10 protein-coding genes are annotated in these 14,558 nt (G+C 43.8%); 3 read left to right on the forward strand and 7 right to left on the reverse strand.

Annotated elements, in window-relative coordinates; translation table 11 throughout:
* Nucleotides 1-25 precede the first annotated feature (25 nt).
* On the reverse strand, nt 26-1,108 hold the full coding sequence (locus A7985_RS17830; protein WP_081310622.1) for a CNNM domain-containing protein: 1,083 nt from the start codon (nt 1,106-1,108) through the stop codon (nt 26-28).
* Nucleotides 1,109-1,255: 147 nt separating this feature from the next.
* Here A7985_RS17830 and A7985_RS17835 point away from each other — a divergent pair, with 147 nt between their 5' ends.
* Together A7985_RS17835 and A7985_RS17840 are read left to right on the forward strand one after the other, a co-directional pair.
* Nucleotides 1,256-3,709 (forward strand): alpha/beta hydrolase family protein, encoded by a 2,454-nt coding sequence (locus A7985_RS17835; RefSeq protein ID WP_065791759.1) that lies wholly within the window; start codon nt 1,256-1,258, stop codon nt 3,707-3,709.
* 213 nt (nt 3,710-3,922) lie between these two features.
* Nucleotides 3,923-4,627 carry a response regulator transcription factor gene (locus tag A7985_RS17840; RefSeq protein WP_063374312.1) on the forward strand — a complete coding sequence of 235 codons (705 nt, stop codon included), beginning with the start codon at nt 3,923-3,925 and terminating at the stop codon, nt 4,625-4,627.
* Here A7985_RS17840 and A7985_RS17845 read toward each other — a convergent pair.
* The 5 genes from A7985_RS17845 to A7985_RS17865 all read right to left on the reverse strand — a co-directional run bounded on the left by A7985_RS17845 (nt 4,624) and on the right by A7985_RS17865 (nt 12,430).
* Nucleotides 4,624-6,135 carry a YifB family Mg chelatase-like AAA ATPase gene (locus A7985_RS17845; protein WP_065791760.1) on the reverse strand — a complete coding sequence of 504 codons (1,512 nt, stop codon included), beginning with the start codon at nt 6,133-6,135 and terminating at the stop codon, nt 4,624-4,626. The genes A7985_RS17840 and A7985_RS17845 overlap by 4 nt on opposite strands.
* Nucleotides 6,136-6,208: 73 nt before the next feature.
* A complete protein-coding gene (locus A7985_RS17850; RefSeq protein WP_065791761.1) occupies nt 6,209-6,823 on the reverse strand; it encodes a trimeric intracellular cation channel family protein in 615 nt (204 codons plus the stop codon).
* A 604-nt stretch (nt 6,824-7,427) separates the two neighbouring features.
* Entirely contained in the window at nt 7,428-10,019 is a 2,592-nt protein-coding gene (locus A7985_RS17855; RefSeq protein WP_065791762.1) for a M14 family zinc carboxypeptidase, read from the reverse strand.
* A gap of 76 nt (nt 10,020-10,095) precedes the next feature.
* A complete protein-coding gene (locus tag A7985_RS17860; protein ID WP_065791763.1) occupies nt 10,096-11,478 on the reverse strand; it encodes an ATP-grasp domain-containing protein in 1,383 nt (460 codons plus the stop codon).
* 4 nt (nt 11,479-11,482) lie between these two features.
* A complete protein-coding gene (locus A7985_RS17865) occupies nt 11,483-12,430 on the reverse strand; it encodes an ATP-grasp domain-containing protein (RefSeq protein WP_065791764.1) in 948 nt (315 codons plus the stop codon).
* A gap of 180 nt (nt 12,431-12,610) precedes the next feature.
* Here A7985_RS17865 and A7985_RS17870 point away from each other — a divergent pair, with 180 nt between their 5' ends.
* Nucleotides 12,611-13,738, forward strand: coding sequence for a M20 family metallopeptidase (locus A7985_RS17870; RefSeq protein ID WP_065791765.1), 1,128 nt, complete (start codon nt 12,611-12,613; stop codon nt 13,736-13,738).
* Between the two features lie 10 nt (nt 13,739-13,748).
* On the opposite strand, the gene mutM is transcribed toward A7985_RS17870, so the two are convergent.
* Complete coding sequence (gene mutM, locus A7985_RS17875) at nt 13,749-14,558, reverse strand: bifunctional DNA-formamidopyrimidine glycosylase/DNA-(apurinic or apyrimidinic site) lyase (protein WP_065791766.1); 810 nt, start codon at nt 14,556-14,558, stop codon at nt 13,749-13,751.

Consider the following 14,558-nt stretch of genomic DNA (forward strand, 5'->3'; position numbering starts at 1 on the left):
TGGGCCCAATTTAAGCTTAAAGCATTTAGTTTTTGTCGTTTGCTTTACCTTCAACGATGTCCTCATTTTCTGATTCGCTTTCAGTCACAATCAGATGGCTATGATTATCAACACGTTGCTGCCACTTTTGCTTAGCAGCCGCCTGCATGTCACTGGTTTGCTCGCGCTCATCAACAATATCCATGCCCATGAGAGACTCTAGTAAGTCTTCTAGGGTGACAATACCTTGAATATCGCCATACTCATCAATCACCAATGCAATATGAATGCGTTTTTCAAGTAAGGTTTGAAACAGTGTCGGTGCAGCCAAAGTCTCAGGTACCGTATACAATGGCTTCATTAACTTACTAATTTTGTAATCTTCGCCCAAGCGATGATATGCCAGCATGATGTCGTTTTTATGCACAAAGCCAACAATGTCATCGCTGTTTTGGTCAAATACCAATACGCGAGAAAAAGACACAGAGCCGTGTTCCGCCAAATAGTCATGTACTGACATATCTTTATGTACTTTGAATAGCACGGTACGAGGCGTCATTAAGTTTTCAAGTTTAGCGTGTCTAAATTGCAATAAGCTACGAATTGTTGCCGATTCTTCCTCTTTTAATGCCCCCGCTTGCGATCCCATTTCTGCCATCGCTTCAATTTCTTGGCGAATATAAATCGACTCGTCACCCTTTTTGCCGATTAATTTTGTCAGTTGATCAGACATCCAAACAAACGGTTTTAGCAATCTAACTAACCAGACTAAGGCAAAACTGACACTCGGTGTTAAACCGCGCCAATACGTCGCCCCCAAGGTCTTAGGAATAATTTCAGACAACACTAATACCAACAACGTCATCACAGCTGAAGCTAAGCCAACCGCCGCATCGCCAAAGACGACCGCAGCTTGGGCACCAACGCCGGCCGCACCCGCAGTGTGTGCGACCGTATTTAATGTCAAAATCGCTGCAAGCGGTTTATCAATATTGTCTTTTAATTTTTGTACACGCGATGCCAAAGTGGGATTTTGCTGTTTCATCATCCCAACGTGGCTGGGGGTAATGCTCAAGAGCACTGCCTCCATCACAGAACATATAAAAGAAATCGCAATAGCTAATAACATGTAGCTAATTAACAAAAACAAGGTCTACTCCTCACGTAATAACCGTTCACTTATATCTTAGCTGTACAGCACTTAATCGCACAGCACCTATTAATTTTGATTAATATGTTATATTAACGCATATTTTACCTACAATAGGCGCACACTATGAAATTAAAATCAGCGGTAACTTTACTATTTTCCGCAATAGCTACGCAACTCAGCGCAGCGCCGATCGATCCTGCAAATATCCAGTTTATAGGCCCAATTGGTCAAAATATCCAAACTAAGCCTCACCATACGGGCCATCAATCGGCCATTGTGGGTAATCTAGTTGATAAACTCAGTACTGATGCAAAGTCATTAGATGTCTTTGGACAGCGTATTAATTGGCAGCCGTTAAACGATGTAAATGCGCTAACGATGGGTGGTTTACAGGCGCTGAAACTCAACTTTTCTACCGCGCGTTTTGTTCAGGGCACACTCAAATTAACGGGTATTGAAAAGGGCCATGTATTCTTAAATGGCCAGCTTATCGATGGAAATTCAGAATACAAACTGAGCGCGGTCACAGGAGATCATCAACTTCTTATTATTGCCGAGCAAGTGAGTGATTGGAAAAAAGTCGCAGTGGAGTTTGACGGTACAGAAGCACACGACATACTGGTTTTCAGTAAAAAAGAAACAAAAGCACTGTCTGCAAAGCAACTCTTTGATGCACCTACAATTAGTGCGATTTCGGTTTCTCCTGACGCCAATTATTATGTTGCCACACAACAGCATTACCAAGACAATCAAGGCAACAAAGCGCTCAGGGATACCACAATCCACAATGAAGATGGTGATGTAATTTATCGCCTCTCCGGTGTGAATGCAGGTGCGGTTAGCTGGCGTGCAGATTCAAAAGAGCTGGTATTTGTTCAAAATAAACAGCTCAAAGCCCTCAACATTAAAAGCTTAAAAGAAACGGTCATCGCAGAAGGTCTTGCAGGTGCAAGCGGCTTTAAGTATTTCAACGACGATAGCCTGATCTTTACTTGGACTAAGCGCGCCCCAGAAGGTGACAAAATTGTCAAACACCTCAAAGGCCTAGAAGATCGTTGGTCCTATGCACGCAATAAGAGTCAAGTGTACTTAATTGACATCAGTACTGGGCTTGTTCAAGCGATTACAGAGCACGAACTAAGCCACAGCTTAGAAGACTTCGATAGCAAGAGTGGCCGTATTCTTACTACCCGTCACCCTCAAAACTACCGTGCTCCACATCACGGTGTGACTGAACTTGTCGAGTTTGATATTAAGAACAACAGCCATAAAGTCATCGGCCAATATGGTACTTTTGGTGACGCAAGATATGGCAATGATGGGATTTATATCTCAGCCGGTGCTGGGTTTAACAATGGTGCAGGTAGCGTTGTTGCAAAAGATGTGTTGGTCAACAATTACGATACGCAGCTTTACTGGATGAACGATGACGGCGCTGCAGTTAAGCCCCTGAGTAAAAAGTTTGACCCATCAATCGACTCTTTCAGCGTACTGAATAATGGCGACTTAATTCTTAAAGTGACAGACGAAGATCGCAAGAAACTTTACTTTTATGATGAAAGTAAAAGTAAGTTTAAATCGCTCAATACCAAACTTGATGTAGTCGATAAATTCAGTGTCGCGGACAAACGCAGCCCAGTCGTTTTGGCTACTGGTACAACGGCTTCTACACCACAAAAGCTTATCCAATTAAGTGTCAAGAATAATCGCGCTAATACACTTTGGGATTCGCAGCCAATTGCATACCAAAATGCCGAAATAGCGAAGTTAGAAGAATTCAACTTCACGAATTCTGTGGGCACTGAGATTAAGGGCCGCGTTTACATTCCACACGGCCTAGATAAATCTAAACAACACCCTGCGCTAATATACTACTATGGTGGTACTTCACCTGTTTCACGTGGTTTTACAGGACGTTACCCATTTAATTTTTGGGCAACGAATGGCTATGTGGTTTATGTATTACAGCCATCTGGCGCAACTGGATTTGGTCAGGAGTTTTCTGCCAAACATGTGAACGACTGGGGTAACCGTGCCGCCGACGACATCATTGAAGGCACCAAAGCATTTTTAGATTCTTATCAGTTTGTTGATAAAAATCGTTTAGGTAATTTAGGAGCGTCTTACGGTGGTTTCATGACGATGACGCTCGCCACTAAAACTGACATGTTCAGTGCGTCAATCTCTCATGCGGGGATCTCAAACCTAACTTCATACTGGGGTCACGGCTGGTGGGGATACCTATACTCATCTGAAGCATCTAAGAATAGCTACCCTTGGAACAACATGAAGCTTTACAGCGAACAAAGTCCAGTGTTTAACGCAGACAAAGTAAAAACACCGCTGCTACTGATCCATGGGGATGCTGACACCAATGTGCCAGTTGGAGAAAGTCATATTATGTACACCGCATTGAAGCTATTAAACCAAGACGTTGAAATGATCGAGTACAAAGGCGCAGATCACCAGATTTTTGCCCGTGACCGACGCTTCCAGTGGTGGAACACTATGCTGGCTTACTTTGACAAACACCTCAAAGAAGAGCCACAGTGGTGGCAACATATGTACGGTAAATAAAAGTTTGTAGCAGCACTTTAGTGCTGCTATTTTTTTATGTGCAAATAATAAATAGCTAAAACTATTTCATTATTTTTAATAAGTGGTCATTAAGCACACAATTTACTGGCAATTTTCATTAGAGTTTTTATATAAAAATAGATAACTTATGGTTCTCAGCCGAGAATTCTCGGTGCTAAGATATAGATTAATTATTGAGAAAGTTTCGAAACCATGAGCATAAACGTATTATTAGTCGAGGACGACGAGTTGTTGGCTAAACGAGTCGAAAGCCATTTCGCACAAACGGAGTTTCAAATCACTGTAGATAATACCGGTGCTCGTACTCTTGAACAGGTACAGGAGCAAGCACAGACCGGTAATCCATTTATGATGGCCATCATAGATATTGTATTGCCAGCTACAGATGGTTTGCAGCTTGCGAAAGAGCTCAATACTTTAACAGACTTAGGCGTAATAATGCTTTCAAGTCGCGATTCTCAAGCGGATAGAATCGCAGGCCTAGCACAAGGTGCAGATGATTACGTCTGTAAACCTGTTGACCTGTTAGAGCTTGAGCTTCGTATGCGCGCTCTGTATAAACGACTCGCGGGTTCTAAAGGTGAAGATGAATCAGAAGAGTTTATTGAATACGCTGACTTTAAACTACACCCCGATAATAGAACATTGATCAACCCCAACGGTGATGAAGCCCGTTTAACAGAAGCCGAGCACAAGGTGCTTATCTGTTTAATTGCCAATGCAGGCAAAGCCACTTCTCGCGCCAAAATATCTGAGGATATTGGTCAACCAGACTGGAGTCCGAGTGATCGAACCGTTGACGTGCTCATAGGCCGACTGCGTAAAAAGCTGGGTGATGAAAAAGACCAAAAACGCATCGTTACTGTGCGTGGCAAAGGCTACATGCTGTCAACCTAACGGATCAGCTGAGCGAGCAGGCGTTCAAATGCCCGGTAGCTCAGCGCCTCTTTCAAATGCGCCAAAGTTATCTCTTCATGACCTGCTAAATCAGCAATTGTTCTCGATACTTTAATGACGCGATGATATGAGCGTGGCGACAGATGCAGTTTTTCAGTCGCTTTCGCTAAAAATGCCAAAACTGTGCTCGACAATTGACAGTATTGATCGATTTCCTTACTAGAAAGCAACGCATTAACTTTACCTTGACGCTGCAACGCCAAAGCACGCGCTTGCTCAACACGCAAACGTATCGCTTCACTGCCCTCCTCGACACACGTAGATTGCAGTTCGACCGTGCTAAGTCTAGGTAACTCAATTTGCAAATCGATACGATCAATAAAAGGGCCGGAGACTTTACTCAAATACTTAAGTACTTGCTCTGGTGTTGCCCGCTTATCGGTATGGCAACCTGTAGGGCTTGGGTTTAATGCCGCTATCAACTGAAAGCGTGCAGGAAAATCAACCTGTTGTGCCGCTCTGGAAATACTAACCATGCCTGTCTCCATCGGTTCGCGTAACGAGTCCAATACCTTGCGCTCATACTCAGGTAACTCATCCAAAAACAACACCCCATTATGAGCGAGCGATATCTCGCCAGGTTTAGGCGTCGAAGAGCCCCCGACAAGTGCAACCGCTGAACAGGTATGATGCGGTGCTCGAAAAGGCCTTTGTCGCCAATTGTTTGGGTCAATCTCTTTGCCTATGATTGAGTAAACGGACGCAGTTTCAAGCGCTTGCTGTAACTCCATTGCTGGCATGATGGTTGGCATACGCTGCGCAAGCATCGACTTTCCTGTACCTGGAGGGCCTAAAAAGAGTACGTTATGTCCACCTGTGGCTGCAATTTCTAAGACCCGTTTTGCTGCTCCTTGGCCTTTGACCTCATTCATATCCATTCCGGTATCCACACCCAGTGCTGGATCACTCGGACTTTGCTCATCCCAAGCAAGTGTTTGCTGTCCAACCAGATCAGCCCACACCTCTCTTAAACTCACCACACTCTTACGATAGCTTTGAGATACCAACCTCGCCATCATTTCATTTGGTTTTGGGATATAGCAGCAGTGCTTTACATCTGTAGCCGAAATAAGTGCGGGCACTAATGCCGTAACTTCTCTGACTTCACCGTTTAATGCCAGCTCGCCATAAAACTCAAAAGCATGCATATCGGGATTTTGAATTTGGCCAGACGCCGCTAAAATGCCAACAGCAATGGCTAAATCATATCGTCCGCCTTGCTTAGGTAAATCCGCTGGCGCTAAATTAACTGTGATACGCTGCTCAGGAAAAATAAAATGGCTGTTGGCAAGTGCACAGCGAACCCGTTCTTTCGATTCTTTAACAGACGTTTCTGGTAAGCCAACAATATTAAAAGCTGGTAATCCATTGCTGAGGTGTACTTCAACTGTCACCAATGGTGCCTCAATGCCGACCTGAGCACGTGTATAAGTTTTTGCTAGTGACATTCCCTGTCTCATTTAATTGCTATTTACCCGGTATGGAGCAGACAAACGATTAAGGCTCAGCGATAAGGCACACTCAGTCCTTGTATTTGAAAACATGCAACACAAGGCGCCAACGGATCGCAGCCAAGCGTAACAACAGAATTGAAACCATCGCCGCCAACATCGTCAATTCAAGGGAGAATCCATAGTGAGTGAGCCGTGTATACACAATGCCACCGACAATACAGGTTATCGCATATAATTCACCTTTGAGCAGCATTGGGATTTCATCAGCCAACACATCCCTGATTACCCCACCAAAACACCCGGTTAAGACGCCCATGATGATCACAGTGGTATCAGGCATACCAATATTCATCGCTTTTTGCATTCCCATTACCGCAAAAAAAGCCAACCCAAACGCGTCTGCACTTGAAAGCAACTGCATGGGTACCGATTTTTGCCGGTTTAACCACCAAATACTGACAGCTATCGCAGCAAAAATTGCAAAAAAATAGCTGCTGTCATGTAACCAAAACACGGGAATATCTAAAATAACATCACGTATGGTCCCACCACCTATACCAGTCACCGTAGCCAGTACTACAACCCCAAATCCGTCCATATGCTTGCGGTGGGCAAGCAAGGTACCTGAGATTGCAAATACCATTACGCCGAGTAGATCAAACCAGTGGTATAGCTCAGTCATAGAATAAGCCCAAAACTAATAAAAATTAGATGTTAGCTGACTTCTATATCTCCCACCAAACTTAATTCTTTGTTTTGCTTGTCACTATGCCAGTTTGACTATTTTGCAAGCAAGACTTCGCAAATGCCGCACCATATAGCAGCCTAAACTAGGTGGCTTCCATGCGTATCGCCCTTATTTCAGCAATCCATTGCCTCAACCGAACTCTAAATGGGTTACCCATATACGGACAGTTTGGCCACCCTCCCGTACCCATATAACTCGCCCTAAAACTGGTCAACTAAAATAAAAAATAGGGAAGAGCGATACAGTTAGCTACATCTAAAAATATGAGCCGCGCGCAACAGAGCCCATCTGCTGAGCACACTCATCCGCAAGAACATGTATTTGCTAACTGATATAAACGGTAGCAGGCAGATCGGGAAGTATTCTTGCCATTTCAATTTCAAACTGGCAACAAAAAATAATTAAATTAATAAGTTAGCTTTATTTTCATATCACTAGTAAGTGCGATGAATTAATTAATTTTGCACTTTTTTTAAAATTTTTAGCGGCGTGCTCATTGCTCGGCTCAGACAAGCACGCGATGATAAATAATGATCCTTTAGTTTTGTTCTTTACCTTTATAAAAGAGCACGACGGGATCTGAGTAATTAGGGACATCATCATAGCTAAAAACAGCGTAGTACTTGTCTAGATCAGGATTGCCAAAGTTATCCAGCGTGTATTCGTCTTTGCCCCCATACAATTTAACACCATCGAATGGTGAACGCGGCGGATGAAAGCGGTTACGAACAACAAAGCAACCCACAAAATCTTCGTCGCTAGGGTTTTGCCAGGTTAATTTGACCACTCCAGATTCAGTCTGTGCTGCCAAGGCTTGAGGGGCGTGCAAAGCATGTTTACGACGATTGATATAGCCAATTTTCAACTCTGCAGGATGTTGATCTTGGCAGGCAGTCCAATTGACCAAAGCGCTTGTTGCTTGTGACTCTGAGGTCGCACGAATAATAAAGTAAAACGGCGTGTGGGCTTGGTGCAAGCGCTCTAATGCTTGTAGACTGTAGCTATCAAAAATAAAATGATGTTCTCCACGCTCTTTAAGCTGTTCATTACTGACTTCATAGCCTATGTACTCAATTTTTTGTCTCTGTTTTACCGCCTGAAAATCAACATCCTGCAGTTCCACCAACTCAATGGTAAAACGTACATCTTTGGCACTGGCAATACTGTTGCAACTGCGTAACGTAAGGCAGGCATGCGTAAATATCGTTTTTTCAACGGGTAAATCTGCATTCAATTCAAACGCCATTTGGCCATACACTATCTCACCCGCATCATCGAAGCCAGATGCAAGCCTATCCGGTACGACTCGCTCTTTAAAGATGGTGTTGCATCTTGTCGGACTGAGCGTCAATAACTTTTCGGCTACTTGATAAACCAACTCTAAATTAGGTCGATAATGTAAACCACTGCCAAATGGACCGTAACCGATATCAAACTGCATGACTTGAGAATCATTACCGAGCGGTAATGTTTTCGGACCCTGCAATCGCAGTAGTAATGAATTCTTTGTGATTAATTCGGTCAGTAGTTCACGCTCTACACCGTTAAACGACCACTTCATCCAGATCCCTTGCGTCATTTTGTCTGACGCAAACGTCTGCCCTAGTGTGTGCAAGGGCTTAGCTTCACTGACTTCCTTAAAATCATAGATATCTGAGATGCGCTCTGCATCTAGAATTGCCACAGACCATTCTCCATACTTCTCTATTTTGGCCGCAACGCGATTCATTGGATACAAAAAGAATTCCGCCCGCTCGATATGAGAGCCGACAGGCAAACTACTCAGATCAAACTGCACAACCCCTAAACTGATACCGCGCTTTTTATCCACACCAATAAACATTGAGTTATAGCCAAAGTGCTCCTTATTCTTACTCAAATAGTTTTCAGACAAGTAGCCCACCAGCTCTTTTGAAGGGAAAAGTGTGCGCGCACTTTGATGTCGCGCTAAATGCGTCTTCAATCTGAGTTCAGGGCTGAATGGCGATTTAATTTTAGTGACTTTGTCCACCGCGCGAATATTGTAGAAATAGCTCTGTCCACTGGTTAATTGGGAATCCCTAAAAGACAATGACTTTGTTATTGCAATCAGACTTTCTTCACCACATGGGCTTTTATTGTTTTCACTGCGATACAACTCAAAGTAAATATCATCCCTATCCGCATATTGCCACTCTAGTTCAACACCATCGTGATCCACCGATTTAATCGTAAATTCAGATACTCTAAGCGGCGCGAGCGGCGAGTAGTTAATTGCTTCACTGAGCGCATGTAATACGGCGGGTATATTTTCAGCAACGCTCTCAGACATATTCTTCATATAATCTGGAATATTGCGCGTCCCCACTTCAACCACAGTCGCAATAATGCCTTTCCGATAGTAATACTCTCGTCCACTGCCATGGATCAGCTGTGCTGGCGGTTTACCGCGATGGATCCCGTATTGTCTGCCTGTCACCTTTTTAATTTCATAATTCATATTCGCACATAAAATATTTAAGTCTGTGCCCTCAATCTCAACTTCATGATTGAACTTATGCGCGGGGAAAAACACATTACCTTGTGAGTGGTAATCTAAGGCTATGCGAATATTTTCATGCGCTTCTACAAAATCTCGAATGGCACATGTTTCGGGTTCAGAAAACGCATGTGGGCCACCATATGTATTCGACCCTGTATTTTGATTACGCATAAATTTCGCATCAAAATTGCGATTCAAATCGACACCAAAGGTACCATCGCCATTATTGCGGCGGTTTTTGCGCCAAAAAGAAAAGTGGTTACGCGAATATTCAAACCCATCAGGATTTAAACAAGGCACCATGTAAAGGGTGTTTCTTGTTAGGGCTGTCTGTAATTTAGGGTTAAATCGATAGTTATCTATTACATATTGAATAAACTTAAGGGCTAACTCGTTGCCAATCCACTCACGCGCATGGATTGATCCCGTGTATAAGAGTGCCGGTTTGTCATCTGCGTAAGTGACATCCAATGAAACCGTGACCAACATGATCGGTCGCCCTTCCCAAGTTTCTCCAATACTTTGCAAACGAATTAAATGCGGATGTTCATTCATAGCGCATTGCAGCGCATCAATTGTATCTTGGTATGAAGCGTATTGAATTTTCATGCAGGTTAACTCTCAGTTTTGTCTTGGCGACAACCAACAAGTTGCCGCCCAATTGAATTGACAGGTATTCAGGATGTTAATGGATATGTGCGAGATGGCTTTGCCAGTGCTCGACTATTTTCTCGAGCTTTTTATCTTTAAGATTTTTCACTGCACAAAGCTTTTGAGGGTCCGTATTAAGTGCTTCTACAACCCCATGGGCGCCAAACGTTGACATGATATCATCGAGCATTTTCTCTCCAATACCACGCACGCCACTTAAAATCATACGGATCTGCGCTTCATCAAACACTGGTGCTTGATAGCTATTTAAGTCGACACCTTGTTCATCTCCCGCAGGAATTGGCTGTAATGTTTTCGCAGATATGGTCTTGGCATTCAGCACAAAATTGTCTTGTAAGTTCCACACTTCACTTGGCCATTCTTCACCACATTTAAGCGCAGTATCAAGGATAGGAAAACTCTGTTCATCCAGCTGACTGAATAGCTCACCAGCATCTTGGCTCGGCGTATAACTTGAAAACCCAATATGGCGCATCGTACGCAACAAACGGGCGTCAATTTTGCCAAGTTCTTCCCAATTATAAAGTGGAATATTGGGCTTTTTGAAATAGCCATCTGACAACAGCCACATTAGATATTGACCAATCCAATCGCGAATATAAGGAAAGGCAGCAAATGCAGTGGCACACTCAAGGATGCGCAATTTACCATCTTTACCCAATGCAATATCACATGCCCAGTATTCAGCATTGGCGGCTTTTGACGCGGCTGTGGCAAGCTTTAATACCTCTTTAGGGACTGCCTGATAATCCATACTGCCGCCTTGGCTGGTGTTCGTTAGCCACTCCCCATCAGGAGGTCGACGCCAAAATGCACAGACTGGTTTATGGCCAATGAGCATTACACGAATATCGGCCTCCATTGGCACGAAGTCTTGGACGTAGACCGGGTAGTACTTTTTCTCTCCAAGTAAACTCGTAGCCTCTTCAAAGCTATCCACTTTATGCACAAAGTAACCGCCATAATTTGACGGGCCATATGAGCGCTTAATGATTTTCGGATATTGCGCCTTGGCTAAATACTGCTGTGCCTTTTCTGGAATATAAAAAATTTCAGTGTGAGGCGCAGGCAACTTATATTTGCGACAAAAGTGGGTCACATTCTCTTTCGACTTATTAGAAAACTGGCTATCTAAAGAAGGCAAAAAACGTACATTGGGCAATGCCCGCGCTATTTCTCTAAATGTTTCATATGCTGTTGCGGGGATGTTCCCAATCAAAACTTCTATTTTTTTTCTTTTTACTTCAGCAATAAAACGCGCTTTATCATTACCCCAATGATAAACCACTGTTTCAATCTTATCGGGCCAACCTTTAAAGTTAGATTTGTCAAAGAATCGAAGTACATAGTCGAGATATAGCAACCCTATTTTGGGTAGTTTGGTTTGTGTTGTCATTGCACTAGGCCACCTTGGCTGATTGAAATGAAGTTTTCTTTGCGACAGTTTTTTCGATCAACCCCACCATCGCTTGGATCTTCGTTTGATTGAACATGATCCCTAACTGTTCTTGCTCTGGTGTTGCAAAAGCAGGGATGGTATTGACCTCTAGCACGACGTATTGCTCGCGCTCGCGATCGTAGATCAGATCAACGCCTGCTATTTCTAGTCCCAATGTTTTGGTTGCCTGTAATGCCAGCTCAACCACTTCATCATTTGCCTCACGAACAAAAACAGTTCCACCGCTTGTCACATTGGTTTTCCAATCATCTTTTGGGGCTTTTCTGCCATAGCACCCAACAAATTTTCCATCGACCACATCTACGCGAAAATCCGTGTTGTCATAATTGATAAAACGCTCAACATAAAAGTAGCGTAAATCTGTACGGCTCAGAAACGGCATGATCATATCTAACGCTTGCTCACCTTCAATTTTAACAATACCAACGCCACCCCAACCGTCCGTTGGCTTGTAAACAAGCTTATCACCAAAGTCTTTCAGCGCAGATCTTAAACCCGCCATATCATTTTTGTGACACAGTCGATAATCAGGTGTACAGATCCCATGACTATTGAGCAAATGCGCGGTACGGAATTTATCTTCAGCGAGTGCGAATGCACGGTAATTATTGAGAGTGGGAATGGTTTCATTCAAAGTTTCATAAAGATATAACTGGTACTGAGTTTGCTGGCCAGCGTTGTAGCTCAAAAAGGCGTCTAACTGCTCCATTGCTACCCCATTACACTCGATCCCACCGTCGCGGGCTCTGGCATCACGTAGGTTTAGGCCTGTACTGGCTAAGATCCCGCGCTCAGCAAGCGCGTGCACCAATTGTTGTTCAATTTCTTTTCCTCCGCCATTTTCGTACATCCAAATACCAACATGAGGCGCCTGCGATACGGCTGTCATAGAATATCTCCTTGGTTCTAAATTAGGTGCTTGATTTTTGAACTGTCACAATAGTTAAAAACATCTGTATGACAGTATTTTGATCCTTTTAACGATCTCAAAACTGTTCATAAAAGCTTCACTGAACTGCAACCGAAAAACGCCACGATGTGGCCAAACCTTAGCAGGGAGAAGATTGAGATGAATCTGGACTATGCAGAATTAGCAGACTTAATACGCTGTAACTCGCACAGTAAAAATAAAGCAGGGGTGGATCAACACGGCCAGCAAATGATCGCATTAATTGAGCCCTTGGGATATTCACTGACACGATATCAACGCGAGCATATTGGCGATCACCTTTTGTTTCGATCAGCACGCTCAAGCGGCAAACGGATTCTTTTACTGGGGCACTTAGACACCGTGTTTCCCAAAGACACTTTCACGGAGTTTCATGAAGATGAAGCTTATGTTTACGGGCCAGGTGTCTGTGACATGAAAGGAGGGAATTGGGTTGCACTGAATGTGTTGAGAAATCTAAAAAAACAGTTTGGTCAACTCGCCAATGTCGATTGGCTACTCGTTAGCGATGAAGAAATTGGCAGTGATGATAGTCAATCGCTCACACAAAAAATTGCTAAACAATATGATGCGTGTTTTGTATTTGAAGCAGCCGGAAAAGATCATGAGCTCGTAGTAGCCAGAAAAGGGATCGCCACTTACCACATAACAGTATCCGGCAAACCCGCACACGCAGGCAATCACTACAGAGATGGCATAGATGCCAACTTTGCCATGGCCAATATGTTACTTGAAATGACATCTTTGACCGACTTAAAAAAGGGCAGTACGGTCAACGTAGGTAAAGTACAGGGAGGCATAGGCGCCAATACGATTTCAGGAAAAGCAACCATGCAAGTTGAAGCGCGTTTTACCAATCAAAGTGAACAGCAACGTTTACTAGAAGGGATTGAGAATATCTGTATGGCAATCGAAATCACAGGCGTTAAAGTGGATATTCAAGGAGGTTTACAACGCACGGTTATGGCGCCCAGTGAAGCACAACAAAACCTGCTCGATACTATCAATCAGATCTTAGGCCAAGAGCAACCAATCGAACACCGTGGCGGTGTGTCTGATGCAAACACAGCAGCCTCTACGGGCACACCTACGCTAGATGGATTTGGTCCGTATGGTGATGGTGATCACACCGCTGACGAGCGCGCACTGAAATCAAGCTTTGAATTGCGCATTGAGCAAATGACGGCCATCTTAGCGCAATTGTGCTATCACCCACAGCAAGTAAAACAAACTGCCACTCAGGTTTGATTTGATCAGGTCAACGCTGACACTTTGTGCAATAAATGGTGCTGCGTTGGCCTAAGCGAATTTCCTGTAACTGCGTACCACATTGGATACAAGGCCCCCCTTTGCGTCCATATACCAAAAGCTCTTGAGCAAAATATCCCGGTTTACCGTCACTTTGCGCAAAATCTTTAAGTGTCGTACCACCTTGTAAAATTGCAGACGCTAAAGTGTCCTTTATAATCGGGGTTAGCTTTTGATAGCGCGCTAAAGAAATTTTACCCGCCTCGCGCTTGGGGTGAATGCCCGCTTTGAACAGGGATTCATTCGCGTATATATTACCTACGCCAACAACCACGTGATTATCCATTATAAATTGCTTAACCGCCACTTTCTTGCCTCTGCTACGCTCATAGAGGTGTTTTGCATCAAAGTCATCAGTCAAAGGCTCAGGACCTAGCTTGGCAAAAACAGCGTGCTGTTCATCGGGAGCTTGCCATAAAAAAGCCCCAAATCTGCGCGGGTCATTCAACCGCAGTGACAATCCATTATCAAAGATAAGCTCTACGTGGTCATGCTTCTTCAAAGGCTCAGACTTTTCAACCACACGTAGGTTTCCCGACATACCCAAATGTAGAATAGCGGAGCCCACTTTACTCTCAAGTAAAAGGTACTTCGCCCTTCGATGTACTGCATCTATTTTTTCCCCAGATAGGAGTTGCACATCATCGGGCACAGGCCAGCGTAAGCTGCCATTGTGTATTCGTACTTCAGTAACCACTTTTTGCTTAATGTGGGGCTCAATCCCCTGTCGACTTACTTCGACCTCTGGTAATTCAGGCAT

The sequence above is a fragment of the Pseudoalteromonas luteoviolacea genome (genome assembly GCF_001696455.1).
In the GTDB taxonomy this organism is placed as follows: Bacteria; Pseudomonadota; Gammaproteobacteria; order Enterobacterales; family Alteromonadaceae; genus Pseudoalteromonas; species Pseudoalteromonas luteoviolacea_C.